The 1,809-nt window shown below is 45.4% G+C and carries 2 protein-coding genes; both read right to left on the minus strand.

Going from position 1 to position 1,809, the window contains the following annotated elements; all coding sequences use genetic code 11:
• Window positions 1-494: 494 nt before the first annotated feature.
• Window positions 495-1,424: an ABC transporter permease gene (locus ACQY6Q_RS02600; RefSeq protein WP_427977525.1), complete on the minus strand. Its 930-nt coding sequence runs from the start codon at window positions 1,422-1,424 to the stop codon at window positions 495-497.
• A partial coding sequence (locus ACQY6Q_RS02605) for an ABC transporter permease subunit (protein WP_427977528.1) occupies window positions 1,424-1,809 on the minus strand: 386 nt, incomplete at its 5' end. The genes ACQY6Q_RS02605 and ACQY6Q_RS02600, both read right to left, overlap by 1 nt.

Raw genomic sequence — 1,809 nt, forward strand, 5'->3', positions numbered from 1 at the left:
GATCTTCCGCAAGGGTAGAAGTTGAAAACACTGCAGACACTGAAAGTGCTGCAACCGTCATCCACTGATTTATTTTCATGAAATTCTCCATTTCAAAGATATCGCTATTTTAAGATAGCTATTTGGTTGTCCATTTTTGCTCGCAAAAGTGTGTTGATAGGGAGTTGCTTGCAAAAAATTCGTGATACGAGATTGTTAGCAAAAAGTTGACCAACTGGTCGTGTTTTGAATAATTATTTTCGAATGGGCTTGTAAGCATTGTGCACAAAGGGGTTAGATATATTGTATACAGTCAGTATAGACACTGATGGGAAATTAACTTTAAGTGGATGTTTTACAATGGTGCTTACATGTATACAAAATGCACCATTTTGATGCGCAAGTGTGGACTGAAAAGCTTGGGGAAATACAGCTAAATAGAGAAGCCTTTTCGAATAAATGCAGCGATATAGCAAACAGAAAGCCCGCAAAAGCGGGCTGATTTGTATCTGTTGTTATTGACGTTTAGGATCGAACGGTTTGCCTAAACTCATTGGCGTTGCCAGTTTCTGACGCAACTCATTCGAGCTCAGTAACACCATGACAACGACCGTTGCTACATAAGGGGTCATCGCGAGCAGGTTAGGAGAGATGTCGATTCCTGCTCCCTGCATCATCAAATGCATGATGGAAGTAAAACCGAATAAGTATGCACCCAACACCAGATAACCAATGCGCCACGAAGCAAACACAACCAGTGCTAACGCGATCCATCCGCGCCCCGCGGTCATGTTTTCCATCCACATCGGTGTATACGATAACGACATGTAAGCTCCCGCAAGACCAGCCAATGCTCCGCCAAGCAATGTGACCATGTAACGAACTTTAATCACTTTAATGCCTAATGCGTTCGCCGAGTGCGGGTTTTCACCCACAGCGCGAATAACAAGACCAATACGTGTTTTGTGCAGCGTCCACCAAGCTGTGCCGACAAGAATAAAACTCGCGTACACCAAGATGTCATGGTTAAACAGCAACGGACCAAAGAATGGAATATCACTGAGTAAGGGAATCGCGATTGGCTTAAACCCTTGAATGGTGCTGCCGACTAAGCTTCCGCCTAAGAACGCACTAAGTCCTGTGCCAAAGATGGTCAGTGCTAAACCTGTAGCCACCTGATTTGAGCTAAGTGTGAGCGTTAATACGCCAAATAACCAAGCCATCATCATACCTGCGAACATGGCAACCAAGACGCCGACCAGCAAGTTGCCCGAAACCATAGCGCCAGCAAAACCGGCCATTGCACCCATCAGCATCATGCCTTCCTGACCAAGGTTAAGTACCCCAGTCTTCTCACAAATTAACTCGCCCAAAGCGATGATAAGCAAAGGGGTACCTGTTTTTAGTGCCGCGATAAACAGCGACTGAATTAGCATTGCATCCATTATGCGGCTCCTTTCTCATTAACCAGTGAACTAGCGGTTTTCTTGCTTAAAGAACGATTCGGAACGAATCGATAGTAGATTAAAAAATCACACGCTAATAAGAAGAAGAGCAAAGTGCCTTGGAACAAACCCGTGACGGCAGTAGGCAAATTCAGTTCGATTTGAGCAAGGTCACTTCCCATGTAAAGGGCACCCATAAACAGGGCAGCGATAATCACGCCTATTGGATTCAAGCGACCAAGATAAGCGACAATAATCGCCGCATAGCCATAACCGGGAGACACCGAAGGAACAAGTTGACCTATGGGCCCCATGACCTCCGAAGCGCCTGCAAAACCAGCCATTGCACCCGCGAATAACATTACGCCCCAAACCAATTTGTTTT

The sequence above is a fragment of the Agarivorans sp. genome (assembly GCF_050295395.1).
Classification (GTDB): domain Bacteria; phylum Pseudomonadota; class Gammaproteobacteria; order Enterobacterales; family Celerinatantimonadaceae; genus Agarivorans.

What these genes read in the sequence shown, in the direction of transcription:
- ACQY6Q_RS02600 (WP_427977525.1), bottom strand. Translation starts at nt 1,424, where the DNA reads ATGGATGCAATGCTAATTCAGTCGCTGTTTATCGCGGCACTAAAAACA.